Annotated in this window: 13 protein-coding genes; 2 read left to right on the top strand and 11 right to left on the bottom strand. The window is 36.4% G+C overall.

Features of this window, described 5'->3' with window-relative positions:
- Nucleotides 1-29: 29 nt before the first annotated feature.
- The 9 genes from ftsH to pth form a co-directional block, all read right to left on the bottom strand.
- Entirely contained in the window at nt 30-2,246 is a 2,217-nt protein-coding gene (gene ftsH / locus ATN92_RS17475; protein ID WP_056954404.1) for an ATP-dependent zinc metalloprotease FtsH, read from the bottom strand.
- Nucleotides 2,247-2,329: 83 nt separating this feature from the next.
- On the bottom strand, nt 2,330-2,875 hold the full coding sequence (gene hpt, locus ATN92_RS17470) for a hypoxanthine phosphoribosyltransferase (RefSeq protein WP_056954403.1): 546 nt from the start codon (nt 2,873-2,875) through the stop codon (nt 2,330-2,332).
- 9 nt (nt 2,876-2,884) lie between these two features.
- Nucleotides 2,885-4,204 (bottom strand): tRNA lysidine(34) synthetase TilS, encoded by a 1,320-nt coding sequence (gene tilS / locus ATN92_RS17465; protein ID WP_056954402.1) that lies wholly within the window; start codon nt 4,202-4,204, stop codon nt 2,885-2,887.
- 59 nt (nt 4,205-4,263) lie between these two features.
- Nucleotides 4,264-4,680: a S1 domain-containing RNA-binding protein gene (locus ATN92_RS17460; RefSeq protein WP_056954400.1), complete on the bottom strand. Its 417-nt coding sequence runs from the start codon at nt 4,678-4,680 to the stop codon at nt 4,264-4,266.
- 23 nt (nt 4,681-4,703) lie between these two features.
- Nucleotides 4,704-5,099, bottom strand: coding sequence for an FtsB family cell division protein (locus tag ATN92_RS17455; protein WP_056954399.1), 396 nt, complete (start codon nt 5,097-5,099; stop codon nt 4,704-4,706).
- Between the two features lie 98 nt (nt 5,100-5,197).
- Complete coding sequence (locus ATN92_RS17450; RefSeq protein ID WP_025084395.1) at nt 5,198-5,437, bottom strand: RNA-binding S4 domain-containing protein; 240 nt, start codon at nt 5,435-5,437, stop codon at nt 5,198-5,200.
- Nucleotides 5,434-7,005 (bottom strand): putative polysaccharide biosynthesis protein, encoded by a 1,572-nt coding sequence (locus tag ATN92_RS17445; RefSeq protein WP_082604594.1) that lies wholly within the window; start codon nt 7,003-7,005, stop codon nt 5,434-5,436. The genes ATN92_RS17450 and ATN92_RS17445 overlap by 4 nt, the downstream gene beginning before the upstream one ends.
- 1 nt (nt 7,006) lies before the next feature.
- A complete protein-coding gene (gene mfd / locus ATN92_RS17440) occupies nt 7,007-10,531 on the bottom strand; it encodes a transcription-repair coupling factor (RefSeq protein WP_056954397.1) in 3,525 nt (1,174 codons plus the stop codon).
- A 21-nt stretch (nt 10,532-10,552) separates the two neighbouring features.
- Nucleotides 10,553-11,110 carry an aminoacyl-tRNA hydrolase gene (pth, locus tag ATN92_RS17435; RefSeq protein ID WP_056954395.1) on the bottom strand — a complete coding sequence of 186 codons (558 nt, stop codon included), beginning with the start codon at nt 11,108-11,110 and terminating at the stop codon, nt 10,553-10,555.
- Between the two features lie 146 nt (nt 11,111-11,256).
- Here pth and ATN92_RS17430 point away from each other — a divergent pair, with 146 nt between their 5' ends.
- Together ATN92_RS17430 and cbpA are read left to right on the top strand one after the other, a co-directional pair.
- Nucleotides 11,257-12,240 carry an L-lactate dehydrogenase gene (locus ATN92_RS17430; RefSeq protein ID WP_054642429.1) on the top strand — a complete coding sequence of 328 codons (984 nt, stop codon included), beginning with the start codon at nt 11,257-11,259 and terminating at the stop codon, nt 12,238-12,240.
- Nucleotides 12,241-12,355: 115 nt separating this feature from the next.
- Nucleotides 12,356-13,018 carry a cyclic di-AMP binding protein CbpA gene (cbpA, locus tag ATN92_RS17425; protein WP_025084391.1) on the top strand — a complete coding sequence of 221 codons (663 nt, stop codon included), beginning with the start codon at nt 12,356-12,358 and terminating at the stop codon, nt 13,016-13,018.
- A 95-nt stretch (nt 13,019-13,113) separates the two neighbouring features.
- On the opposite strand, the gene ATN92_RS17420 is transcribed toward cbpA, so the two are convergent.
- Nucleotides 13,114-13,329, bottom strand: a complete 216-nt coding sequence (locus tag ATN92_RS17420) for a hypothetical protein (protein ID WP_087721262.1) — start codon at nt 13,327-13,329, stop codon at nt 13,114-13,116.
- A 70-nt stretch (nt 13,330-13,399) separates the two neighbouring features.
- Nucleotides 13,400-13,978, bottom strand: a complete 579-nt coding sequence (locus ATN92_RS17415; RefSeq protein WP_234032620.1) for a DJ-1/PfpI family protein — start codon at nt 13,976-13,978, stop codon at nt 13,400-13,402.
- Nucleotides 13,979-13,983 lie beyond the last annotated feature (5 nt).

The raw sequence follows: 13,983 nt of genomic DNA, 5'->3' as shown, positions 1-13,983 counted from the left end.
AAAAAGCGACTCATACGAGTCGCTCTTTTTTATTGATTATCATTATTGTTATTATCTTTGTCACTATTGTCAGTAGTATCTGTTGAATCTTTATCGGACTTATTCTCAGTAGATGATGGTGTAGTTTCATTAGAACTATTTGTGTCATCTGACTTAGTTTCGTCTTTTTCTGAAGGATAAACAGTTTCATCAATATTCTCATCTGACTTAGCTGTTTCATCTTTTGTTGAACCCTCAGTCTTTTGCTTTTCAGCATCCTTAGCTTCAACAGCCTTCTTTGATTCTTCAAAAGTAGCAGCACTTTCACTTGGGAATTCTTGGTTAGCATCATTAGCTGGCATCTTACCTGTATTATACAAACTCAAGATTTCCTTTTCATCAAGTGTTTCATACTTCAATAGAGCTTCGGCAATAATCTTATGTTGTTCACGATGTGTTTCAAGAATTTCTCTAGCACGTTCGTGATCTTCATCAATAATACGTTTAACTTCTTGATCAATTGCTTTAGCAGTATCTTCTGAGTAAGAAGGTAATTGACGATAATTACCACCACTAAATGGTTGACCATTCTTTTCAAGTTGAACAGTACCTAAACGATCTGTCATACCATATTCAGTAACCATTGTACGAGCAATTTGTGTTGCTTGTTCAAAGTCATTTGAAGCACCTGATGAAGGTTGGCCGACGATAATTTCTTCGGCAGTACGTCCACCAAGTAAACCAGTAATTTGTTCGTTTAGTTCCTTCTTAGTTGCAAGGTTTTGATCATCCTTAGGTAACATGATAGCGTAACCGCCGGCACGTCCACGAGGAACGATAGTAACCTTTCTAACAACACGAGAGTCACTCAAAACCAAACCAATCAAAGCATGTCCTGCTTCATGGTAGGCAACTGTGTGACGTTCTTGTTCAGGAACAACATGATTTCTCTTAGCTGGGCCGGCAATAACACGATCTTCAGCTTCATCAAGATCACTTGGATCAATCTTTTGCTTACCACGACGAGCAGCAACTAAGGCGGCTTCGTTAAGTAAGTTTTCTAGATCAGCACCAGCAAACCCTGGTGTTTGTTGTGCAATAGCTTTCAAATCAACATCATCTGTAAATGGTTTATTTCTAGCATGAACTTTAAGAATGGCTTCACGACCCTTAACATCAGGACGACCAACCAAAATCTTACGGTCAAAACGACCAGGACGTAACAACGCTGGATCAAGGACATCAGAACGGTTAGTAGCAGCCATAACGATAACACCTTCATTACCAGTAAATCCATCCATCTCAATCAACAATTGGTTAAGTGTTTGTTCACGTTCGTCGTTACCGCCACCGGTACCTGAACCACGTTGACGACCAACGGCATCAATTTCATCGATAAAGATAATTGATGGGGCATCTTTTTTAGCATTCTCGAACAAGTCACGAACACGTGAGGCACCGACACCAACGAACATTTCAACGAAATCTGAACCAGAAATTGAATAGAAAGGAACTTTAGCTTCACCAGCAACAGCCTTAGCTAGTAAAGTTTTACCAGTCCCGGGAGGACCCTCTAACAAGACACCCGCCGGTATTCTGGCACCCAAGGAAACAAACTTCCTTGGATCTTTTAAGAATTCAACAACTTCAACAAGTTCTTGTTTTTCTTCTTCAGCACCAGCAACGTCAGAGAATCTAACTTTATTTTTCTTAGGATCCTCTGGTTTGACCTTAGATTTACCAAAGTTCATGACACGGTTTGCGCCACCACCTTGGCCTCCACGGCCCATCATTGCAAAGATTACAAAGAAGAATAATGCAAATGGAACAACGACCGTCAATATCAAGGAAATCCATTGACCGGATTGTGACTTAGGAGCAGCAGTAGTCTTAACTCCCTTTGCCATAGCGGCGTTATTGATTCTCTTTAACGTATCATTGTTAGGCAAAACAGTCGAACTAAATGAAGTTACCTCACTAGAACCGCTAGATTGGGCACGGCTAAATAATGACACGGAACGTGTTGTATTAGCTTTTTGAGCTTTCTTGTATTCACCAGTTACTTGATAAGCTCCCCCAATAGGCTCTAGTTTGAAACTCTTCACTTTGCCTTGCTTCAATTGTGTAATGAATTGGTCTTGGCTTAGTGTTTTAGATTGATCTGAGGATTGACCACCAGCAAACCAACTTGCTGCCAGAACCAAAACAACAAAGAGCAAGATGTAAAACAGGCTATTATTAATTAACCTATTTCGATTATTTTTCATACATTTCCTCCTAAATTACTTAGACGTTACATATTGTAACATTGGTGAACAGTAACACAATAATAATTGTAACTCTATCTTAATTATTTTGTACTATATACCTCTGGTTTTAATACACCAACATAAGGTAAATTACGATAATGCTCATCATAATCCATTCCATAACCAACTACAAATTCATCAGGAATCTCCACTCCGATGTAATCAACCTTGACATGCTTAATTCTACGAGCTGGCTTATCCAAGAATGAAACCAATTTAATTGATTTAGCATGACGCGATTCAAATAGTTCTACCAAACGATCTAATGTATATCCAGTATCGATAATATCCTCAACAATTACTACATCACGATCACGTACTGATGTATCCAAATCTTTAATAATACGAACATCCCCGGTTGTAACGGTATTTTCCCCACCATAACTAGAAACATCCATAAAATCATATTCCATTTTGAAATCTAAACTCTTCACGAGATCCATCATGAACATAGCGGCTCCACGTAAAATACAAACGAACAAAGGATTCTTGCCTTTATATTCTTCCGTTAACTGTTTACCCAAACGTTGAATAGTTTCATTAATCTCCTCTTCAGAGACTAATACCTCTTTAATATCTGAATTCATGCTTTTACCTCAATCAAGTTTTATTTTGTAATGCTTACTGCCTTTTTTTAAATAATCACTCATATTATAAATTTTTTCAACCCATACTATCTGATTATCAAATAATAAAATTAAATAATTATCACGTTGATATTCAGGTATCTTTTCATTTATAAATCGCTTACTCAATTTTTGATGTTGACCATTCGACAAGAGTAACTTATCACCACTTCTACGAGTTCGTAAGGTTATTTTATGAGGAACATTTTCCACAGTCAACGTGAAATTCTTTTCATCTTCTAAAAGACTAAATTTCCTGTGATTAATTATTTGAGTTTGACCTATTTCAACGGTGGCAACTTGCAAATTCTGATCTTGTACTCGTTGAATCAAAAATTGATCATAGCTTTTAATGAATTGCCATGAATCCGCTAAATCAATTGAGGCATTAGCATGACCACTTGCGATAATTTCAATGATCTGTTCAATTTGACGATTGCTGATCGAAATACCCAAATTACTCTTAGTGAAAAAACTACCCCAGAAAAGTGTCTGTTGTTCTGAATTTAAAGTTTTAACTGGTTCTATCAATCCCGTTATCTTCTCAGGTGTCTTCACTAATTTCATTGAATCCTCAATTCGTGAGAATTCCTTTTGAGCCAAATCGAGTAACGCCATAATTTGTTGTTCAAAGAAATTAAAATGTGTCAGTAGTTGACCATTCTCTTTTTGTAATTCTGGAAAAATATTATTACGCAAGCGATTGCGCATAGTTATATTATCAAAATTAGTTTTATCCTGAACATGATGAATATCATGGATATCCGCAAAAACTGTGATATCCGATTTAGCAAATTTCAACAATGGACGTACGATTTGACCACTTGCGAATGGACGTTGTTCTTTCAAACTAACCACTTCGTAGGCATTGCCTGAACGAACCAGCTTCATCAAAATATTTTCAGCCAAGTCGTTAGCATGATGTGCCGTCAGTAATGTATCAAAATTATTATCCTGCATAATTTTTTTGAAAAAATCATATCTGAATGATCGAGCAGCTGCTTCCATTCCAATATCATCTTGCGGTTTATTCAACCATTTAGTCGTAAAAAATTGATAACCATTAGCCACACAGAAATTCTGAACAAATTCAACTTCTTTAGCACTTTCTGGACGTAAATCATGATCAACATTAACCACACCGAAAGATTCTTTAGGGAGAATTTCACCAACCACATTTAATAGGACCATCGAATCGACGCCGCCGGAAACGGCTACTAGAACTTTTTTAGAATGATACTTTTTCAAAACACTTTTAACAGTATTTATGATTCTATTATCTAACTCCATTACTCCTCCAAACACTTGAAACTAAAAAGGTTGAGACATTGTCTCAACCTTAAATTTTATTAACTGCGACGACCGCCACGGCCACCACGTTTTCCTTCTGTGTTCTTCTTAATAGTACTTAAACGCTCTTCACTTTCTTTCATAAAGCCTGACATCATATCATCAAAACTCTCAGGTTTATGTGGACGTGATTTATGTTCATTACGTTCATGAGAATGATGTGCATGATACTTTGGCTTAGGCTTATCAGAAGCCTGTTTGATTGAAAGTGCAATCTTATGATCTCTTTCATTAAGAACTAAAACCTTTACGGTATCACCGACACTCAAAACATCGTGAATATCTTTAACGTAACCATCAGCAACTTCACTGATATGTACCATTCCGCTTTGTCCTTCTCCAAGGTCAACGAACGCCCCAAAGTTTGTAATTCCAGTAACTTTACCTTCTGTTTTAGCTCCTACTTCGACTGTCATCTAATTAAAAATAATTCCTTTCCCTATTTTTGAATCGTAGTGGTCTTGACGTCACTAGGCAAATTATATATTTGTTCACCCGGTTTACTATACATATATTTTTCCCGAATATATTTTTCTAAATAATTCGTATCATGAAGTTGTGCAACTTCGAGTTTCAAATCGCTTTGAACAGCTTTTTGCTTACTTAACTTTGTCTTACTAACTTCAATCTGTCCCATTGTATTGGCATATGTTCGATGTGCATTAAAAATCTGAACACCAAATACAACCAGAATAATTGCAAAAACAATACCGATCACTGCCATACGCCGACGATGTACCTTTTTGGCATAATTATGAGGGCCTGGTTTTGGAGGCATTTGCGATTGTTTAGGTTTCAATACAGAAACATTGGAATTTAATTTATGTACTTCCATACCACTACTCCCCTAGAAATGATTACCTTGAGTATAACAAGTTTAAGCAATTATTTGAACAATAAAATTGCCAATTTTAATCTAATTCTAATTATTTACTAAATCTCTTCATACATATCTTCTGATTCATTCTTCTTGGTAGTTTCCTTAATATTAAGGACCTTTACCTTCATTGTTTTCTCACCAAAATGTAATTCAATCACATCACCGATAGACACGTCACTAGACGATTTGGCTACACGACCATTGATACTGGCACGACCATTATCGGTAAACTCTTTAGCCACCGTTCTTCTTTTGATAATTCTGGTAACTTTTAAATATTTGTCTAATCTCATTTTTTATCCTCTATCTTCATAAATCTCGTAATATATTTTCCCATGGGTAATATTTCCCATTCTTCTTTAGTCAATATATGCCAGCGTTTAGTTAATTTTAAATACACTAAAGCACCAATTGGTATCGTTATAACATTCAACAGAATACTCTTTGATCTAGTCATAACAAAACCTGATGACAAAATAATGACTGCTAGTTTAACAACGATTGCCATCACTAAACCAGCTTTAATTAATGCTTTGATAAAACCTTTATCCAATGATAAGAAGCTTCGATTGAAACCATATATAGTCATGATTCCAAATAAAATTACGCATTCACTGAGCACAGTTGCCAAAGCAGCCCCAGCAATTCCAAATTTTGGCACTAAAATAACATTTAAAGCAATCTTAGCTATCAAAGACATCCCAAACAGTATCAATTTGTGCAAGTTCTTTTCATCATCACCACTTGTTACCGCAATTAATAAATTAATGAAGGAAACAATAATAATTGAAAACATGTAAATACTCAAGGTTCTTGAACCATTAGTATTAGTGAACAGCATTGTGTTGATCTGTGGCATCAAAGCAATCAAACCCGCTGTTTCGGCACCTGACAACCACAAACAGACTCGCACCATTTTAGAAATAGTTCTCTTATTCTGTTCTAAACGATTACTTTCCTTCAATTGCGGCATTATCGTTGAAACGAATGAAAGTGAAATCACAATACCCAATTGCAACAAAGGTTGCCCTCGATCAAAAACACCCTTTTGAATCTCGGCTTGATCTAAAGAAATCCCTGAATGCATTAATAATCGAATCATTGAGAAAGAATCGATGAATTGATAAAAAATAGTTATTCCCGTAAATACAACGATCAAAACAATTTCCAGAGCTAATCCATGCTCCAATTTAATTGTGCCATCATCTCGATCAGCTGCTAGAAAACTATTCTTGTTTCTCACAAAGGTAATTATCAAAAGGCCAACTGCCAATAATCCACCAATAAAAGCACCGGCATTAGCCAATGTTCCCATATGGTAAACATCAATTACTCCGTGACCAAATAACAAGGCGCTACCAATAATAATCACAATTCTCAAAAACTGTTCTGAAACTTGTGAAATAGCACTAGGTGTCATCAATAAATCACTTTGAAAGTACCCTCTCAAACTGGCTTCAAAGGGTATCAATAGGAATGTTAAAGAAACTGCTCGAACTTCTAAATAAAGTCTCGGATCACCCATTAAAATAGCTAAGTATCTTGAAGACATCCACAGCAAAATTGTAACCACGCAACTAGCAATCATTAAGAGAATAAAAGTTCTCTTTAATAAATTATTTTTGGCGGCATTATTTTTTTGCTGTGCAAAAGCCTTCGATAGCACGACTGGTAAGCCTGACAAAGCTAGTACAGAGAATATTCCATAAATTGGATAAACCTGTTGGTAGATGAAGTATCCCCGATCATCTACGATGTTTTGCAGTGGAATTCGATAAATTGCACTCAAGAGTTCTGAGAACAGTGAAGCAATCGTCAAAACCCAAGTCCCCCTAATCGCCCTTGACACTTCTTTTTGCATATTAGTTTTTTATTTTTTCTTTCTTCAAATTATCAAAGTCATCGGCCATTTTTTCTGCGAATACCTTCAATTGATCGAACCATTCATCTTTTTTGACACTAGCTGAATCTAAAGTAATCGTGAATCCGCCATTCTTATTATTTACCTTAGCCTTCATAGTTGTGTTAGCTAGGAACTTGAAGACTAAATCTCCTGTTAAATAATCACCAGCTTTAGGTGAAAATTTAATTGTGATCTTCTTATCTCGCATAACTACGCTATTAACCAAGGACTCATCAAACGAGTTCTTTAACAAACTGACGTCTAACAAATTAGCAACTTCCTGTGGGTAATCGCCAAAACGATCCAACAGTTCTGATTTAACTTCTTGGTAATTCTCCAAGGAATCAATTTGACGAATCCGCTTGTAAAGCTCAACCTTTTGACGTTGATCACTAATATAATCCTCTGGCAGATATGCCTCTAAAGCTAAATTAATTTCTGAATTAGTCTTCTCAGCTTTAGTGTGACCACGTTTTTTAGCAACTGCATCATTTAACATTTGCGTATATAAGTCAAAACCAACTGAATCAATGAAACCGTGTTGTTGTTTACCCAAAAGGTTACCGGCTCCACGAATCGACAAGTCACGCATCGCAATCTTGAAACCAGAACCTAACTCAGTAAAGTTCTTAATAGCTTCCAAACGTTGTTCACCAACTTCGGTCAAAACTTTATTAGGGCGATACATCAAGTAGGCGTAGGCCACTCGATTTGATCTACCAACACGACCACGGATTTGATAAAGTTGTGATAACCCATAACGATCAGCATTCTCTACCACTAAAGTATTGGTATTGGGCATATCAACACCTGTTTCAATAATTGTCGTCGTAACTAGCACATCATAATCACCGGCCAAATAATCGGAAATGACACCTTCCATTTGAGTCTCATTCATTCGCCCATGAGCTGTTGCAATTCGGGCATCTGGTACTAAGGACTGCAATTGATCCGCTACTTGATCCATATCTTCCACTCGATTGTGCAAGTAAAAGACTTGACCACCACGAGCCATTTCTCGTTTAATTGCACCAGCAATCACCTGATAATTCTGTTCCATAACATAAGTCTGAACCGGGTAACGGTTGCTAGGAGCTGTTTCAATCAAAGAAAGATCACGAACACCTAACATCGACATGTTCAGTGTTCTTGGAATTGGTGTTGCTGTCAAAGTTAAAACATCAACGTTGCTCTTTAACTGCTTAATCTTTTCCTTGTGCTTAACGCCAAAACGCTGTTCCTCATCAATTATCAACAATCCGATATCGTGGAATTTAACATCCTTCGAAAGTAAACGATGTGTTCCCACAACAATATCAACCGAACCGTCTTCTAATTTCTCAATAATCTCTTTACTCTGTTTACGAGTTTGGAAACGTGATAACATCCCAATTTCTACTGGGAAACCATCGAAACGTTCTTTCATAGTTTCATAATGTTGTTGAGCTAGCAATGTCGTCGGTACTAAAAAGACTACTTGCTTACCTGCTTCAACGGCTTTAAAGGCTGCTCTTAATGCCACTTCGGTTTTACCGAATCCAACATCACCAACTAAAAGTCGATCCATCGGATGTGGTTTTTCCATATCACGCTTAATTTCGTCGACAGATCTCAATTGATCAGGTGTTTCCGGATATGGGAAGGCATTGTCAAAATCATTTTGCATCGAATCATCTTTAGGAAATGCAAAGCCCTTCTCAGCTTCACGCTTGGCGTAGAGATCAATCAAATCATCAGCAATATCTTCAATATTGGATTGAACTCGACGTTTAGTCTTTTGCCACTCATTACCACCTAGTTTGTTAATCTTAGGCGATTTACCTTCAGCTGAAACGTATTTCTGAACCATATCCAATTGGGTAACCGGAATAAACAAACGACCATCATCACGATACTCAATCGTAATGTAATCTTGATGTTTACCATCGACTTCCATTGTTTGCATACCGATAAACTTACCAATACCATGATTGACATGAACAACATAATCGCCTGGCTTTAGTTCGTTATAACTCTTTAATCTTTCAGCATTAGCCAAAGTTTGATGACGTCGTTTCTTCGGTTGCTTGTTGAAAAGTTCTTTTTCAGTAATAACGGCTAATTTTTGTTCGGGCATTTCAAAACCAGAACTCAATGTAGCATTCATAATTTGTGTCTGATCTTCAATAACTTTATCAGCAGTCGTCAACGTTGCCTTAATTCCAAAGTCAATCAAGGTATTATTGATTGCTGCAATTCGTTTTTCATTGCTAATAGTTAACAGAACAGTATATTTTTGCTTTTGCCAACGTTCAACTTCCGACTTTAACAACGGCATCTGACTGAAGAATTGTTGCATTGTTCGAACAGGCACATTTTGCAATTGATTCAAACGAATATGGCCCATTCCTTGTTGGAAGGCTGATAAATAAATTTGAGCCAACTTATTATCCTTGATCAAATCAGCAAAGCTCTGACGAATCTTCTGTTCTGGCAAAGCTTTACCAAATTCCAATTGACTAGCCAACCAAGACTGATTTTCAGCTTGACTATCATTTGATTGTTCAATTAAACGATTATATTCATTAAAGATGATGACATCATCAGAATCTAAATAATCTAATAAACTCTTTGGTTGCTCAAAAAGGTAATCAGCTATGCGACCAATATTTTCTGGACGAATCCCTTCTGATAATTCTTCAATTGTTTGACCAAAGTTTGTCCGCAAGTTTTCCTTTATATCTTTATCATCAGATGATTTCAATTGACGGTCGTAGCTCTTCTGTAACTTAGCTAAACCTGTTTCAACTTGTTCATCGGTAACAATTCGATCTTGCGCTGGCAAAATTTGAATTTCTTTTAACTCTTCAATACTTCTTTGTGTTTCAGTATCGAAGTACTTAATTTTTTCAACTTGATTTCCGAAGAAATCGATTCGTACTGGGTTATCAACATTCAGTGGATAAATATCGACAATATCACCACGAATGGCAAAATCACCTGGTTTGGCAACTAACTTATCTTTTACATATCCCATCTGAACAAATTGTTGATTCAAATCTTCTAGATCGTATTCTTCATTTACTTCAATTTTTAATTGGGCAGACTTAAAGAGCTCTTTTGCTGACAATTCATACTCTAATCCGGCAATTGAAGTTACAACTATGCCAGGTTTATCGTCCGCCAAAAAGCTTAAGGTATCTAATCGTTGACTCAGTTCATCTGGTGAACTGGTTGCTATTTCGGTTGAAATTGATTCTTCAACGGGAAAAATATGAACAGCTTCACTGTTCAATAAATTTAAGTCGTCATATAGCTTATTTGCATGAAAATTAGTGTTCTCAACAATCAAAATCTTCTTATTTAATTGTCTTAAAGTATCCAATGCAAAAAGGGAAATTGTTGATCCCGTCAAACCTGTTAATAAATTCTTTGTTTCAGGCTTAACTTGACTAATAAATTCCCCTAAGTCCAACTTATTTGTAATGAAATTTATTAAATTCAATTTTTGCCCCCTTTTAATCTTCTAATTATATTTATTCATTAATTGATCAATGCTACTACCGGCAACCCAATCTTTAACCATATCAACTGCCTGATCGATACCTGATAAAGCTACTGGTTCTTGATCTTTACTGAATGGTGTCAACACCCAATTGACTACTGTTTGACGATCAGGATGTTGTATACCAATCTTAATTCGTTTGAAATCTTTAGTACCCACAGCAGAGATTATACTCTTAATACCATTGTGACCACCAGCAGAACCCTTTGTCCGTAATCTGACTTTTCCGATAGGCATATCTAAGTCATCTTGAATTACCATCATTTCCTCAGGTTTAATCTGATAATATCCCATTAAAAAGTTAACAGCGCGACCAGATTCATTCATAAATGTGAGCGGTTTAACTAGAAAAACCGTTTCTCCATCGACTTTGAATTTGCAGTATTCAGCCTCAAAATCCTTTTTCATTTGTGTTTGACCATATTCATCCATCAATCTATCGATGGTCATAAAGCCCATATTATGCTTTGTACGATCGTATTTCTTTCCTGGATTTCCTAAGCCAACAATTAGTTTCATATTTAATATACCTCATTTCGAACTTACATTATATCATGTCAAAAATACTATTTTTTCACTTTTTTCACAATCAGCTTGTTTATTTACCTTAATTATTTGTATAATGGGTCAGGAACATATTATTTTCGAAGGGATGATATTTTATAATGACAACTCCAACAAACGAAAAGAACCACCAAAAAGTACTTCTAGTTGGTGACGGTGCTGTAGGTTCAACATTCGCCTATGCTATGACACTTCAAGGTATTGCTCAAGAACTAGTTATCTGTGATATCGCTAAAGACAAGATTAAGGGTGACGCAATGGACCTTGCTGATGCAATTCCATTCTCATTCCCAAAGAATATTCACGCTGGTGAATATTCAGATGCTAAGGATGCTGATATCGTTGTTATCACAGCCGGCGCTCCACAAAAACCAGGTGAAACAAGACTTGACCTTGTTAACAAGAACTTGAACATCTTGAAGACAATCGTTGATCCTATCGTTGAATCAGGATTCAATGGTATCTTCGTAGTTGCTGCTAACCCAGTTGATATCTTGACATACGCTACTTGGAAACTTTCAGGCTTCCCTAAGGAACGTGTAATTGGTTCAGGTACATCACTTGATACTGCTAGATTACAAAAATTCGTTGGTGAAGAATTAGATCTTGACCCTCGTTCAGTTCATGGTTACATCATGGGTGAACACGGTGATTCAGAATTCGCTGCATGGTCACATCTAACAATCGGTGGCGTTACAATGGCCGAATGGATGGAAAGCCACCCAGAAATTACTAAAGACACACTTGACAAGATCTACAAGAAGACTGTTAACGCAGCTTACGACATTATCAATACTAAGGGTGCTACATTCTACGGTATCGGTACTGCTCTTGCAAGAATCTGCAAGGCTTTGCTAAGCGACGAAAACACTGTTCTTCCATTATCAAACATGATGAGTGGTCAATATGGCGTTTCAGACATCTATATCGGTTCACCTGCTATTGTTAACCGTAAGGGTCTAAAACAAATTATCGAAGTTCCATTGAATGATGAAGAATCAGCACAAATGAAGAAATCAGCTAAGGAACTTGAAAAGATCCTTAAAGATGGCTTCGAAGCTACAGGTATCAAGGGTCGTCAATAATCCTTAATGCATGTATAAAAAAGACTGAAACAAATGAAAATTTGTTTCAGCTTTTTTTTTATTCTGAATTACTGTATTATTAATTCAATTATAGATAGATTGGATGTGAATATATATGTTAGTTAAGTCACTTGTACTAAAAAAGGACAAGCTTACGACAGTTAAAGAAACTGTCACACTAGAGGAAGCATTAAAAGTCCTAGAAGACTCAGGTTTTCGTTGTGTGCCAATTTTGGATGAAAGTGGACAAATATTTAGGGGTAACATTTACAAGATGCACATCTACCGTCACAAATCACGTGGCGGCGATATGAGCTTACCTGTAACTACACTTATGAAGAATGCTACTAAAACAATCAGCGTAGACTCACCTTTCTTCAAAGTATTCTTTAATATTAAGGATTTGCCTTACATTGCTGTTCTAGATGAAAATAATTTATTTTATGGAATCTTAACTCATGCAAGACTTCTCAGCATGTTATCAGATGCTTGGAACCTCGATATTAGTAGTTACGTTTTGACTGTTAGTTCTTCCGGCGACCGTGGCGACCTAGAAAAGATGTCAAAAATCTTTGCTAAATACGTTTCTGTAGCTGCTTGTATGACTTTGGATGCCAAATCAAACGAAGTTGTACGAAGAACTCTATTTACTTTACCATCAGGTACTGACATCGATACTTTAAAGGAAATTATCAAACGTCTTGAAAAGAAGAGTTTCGTAGTTTCAGAAATCGATGATTTGAAATCTGGTAAAATTCTAGATAAGAATACACTATAGTCCTTATCTAAAAAATATTTCTAAAACAAAACCTTTTCTAAAAACAAAACCTAAAAATCCGTTCTAGTTGAACTACGTCAACTTGAGCGGATTTTTTATAGTCTTTTGATTTTAAACGCTGGTTCAACACGATAGCGATTCAATTCTTCATCAACAGGGTGACTTTTGAAATACTGTAATTGATATTCCTCCATCAAGTCTCGTTGAAACCTGTCAACATAAGGTTTGTTACGATCAACAAGAATTTGATACCTCTTATACTCACCATTTTGCATGAATTTATACCATTCTTCATTAATCACGGTTGACACTTCTTTCCCTTTTTCTAAAATCTCAACCAGAGAATACTACTATTTTCATTTATGTAACAATTATTTGCGTTTAATTTTTATGGAATCCCATTAATCCTTTAACCTTTTCAACATTGTTTGCGTTGGTTAATCTCTCTAATAACCAAAAAGCCACATCTAAAGCCGTTGCAGGTGAAGATGAAGTCACAATATTATTATCCACAACTAATGGTTGGTCACGTACTACTGAAACTCCCATTTGAGCTAATTGATCTTGACGAGGATTTTCAGGATAAGAATAGGTTGTTGCTTTTCTGCCCTTCAAAATGCCACTATTACCGAGTGCCAAGGCCGCAACACAAATTGAAGCAATTGGTTTATTCTGAGAATCGAACTCACGAATCACATCACCAAACTCTGTACTGAAAGCATCTTGATAGAAACCTGCCTCCTCAAATCCTCCTGGTATAGCTAAAGCATCGTAATCCGCTAAATTGATTTCTGACAATTGACAATCAGGTATATTGGAGTATCCCCATGTACACTTCAATTGTGGATGCATCCCCACAGATACTAGTTCAGTCGTCTTATCACCTTCAAATAAGTTCCAACCTAATACATCGGTAAAGACACTGGCCTCATAAGATTCGAATCCGTCTGCTAGTAACAATAATG

The sequence above is a fragment of the Companilactobacillus bobalius genome (genome assembly GCF_009764355.1).
Note: the sequence above shows the minus strand (reverse complement) of the source record. Positions and strands in the feature narration are given on the sequence as shown.